Source organism: Falsiroseomonas oryzae, assembly GCF_027856955.1.
In the GTDB taxonomy this organism is placed as follows: domain Bacteria; phylum Pseudomonadota; class Alphaproteobacteria; order Acetobacterales; family Acetobacteraceae; genus Falsiroseomonas; species Falsiroseomonas oryzae.
Genome location: NZ_JAPSMD010000977.1, coordinates 1 through 634, shown reverse-complemented (window position 1 = coordinate 634; position 634 = coordinate 1). Strand labels below are relative to the sequence as shown.

General features: G+C 77.9%; 1 protein-coding gene. It reads right to left on the bottom strand.

Annotated features, from left to right (window positions below):
* On the bottom strand, nt 1-634 hold a 634-nt coding region (locus OZN99_RS33055), incomplete at both ends, for an alpha-E domain-containing protein (RefSeq protein WP_270939394.1).

The window sequence follows — 634 nt, the reverse complement described above, 5'->3', positions numbered from 1 at the left end:
GCCGCGGCGACGATGGCGCGCGGCAGCAGGCCGCCATCTGGCGGGCTGGCGGCGGATTGCGCATCCAGCAGGCCGGCGGCGTGCAGGCAACGCGCCAGGGCGCGCATCTCCGCGAATTCGCGCGGCAGCGCGGCGCCGCGCAGCAGCCGCATCAGCAGCGCGCGTGTCAGCCGGGCGGCGGCTTCCAGCCGCTCCAGGTAGCGGCCGAGCCAGTACAGCTCGTCCGCGACGCGGCTCGGCAGCTCGCCCGAGGAACGGCGGATCGGCAGGCTGGCGGCGCGCGGCGGCGGCGGCCCGACGATGTCGGTGCTGTCCTCCGCCATCACCCAGACATCCTTGGCGGCGCCGCGGCTGGCGGGCGGGCCGGCGATGCCTTCCTCCGCGACGTCGGAGAGCACATGCGCCAGGCCGCCGGGCATGGCGTGCCAGGTGCCGCCGGGATCGCGCACCAGGAAGACGCGCAGCACCACCGGCGCGGGGGCGAGCCTTTCGCCCACCAGGCAGGGCGCGGCGGAGGGCGGCACCGGGCGCGTCGCGGCGAAGCGCCAGGGCTCGGCGGCGCCCCGGCCGGAGAAGGCCTCGAGCGGGCCGAGTGCGACGGTCTCGCCCGGGTCGAAGGCGGAGCGCAGCTTCC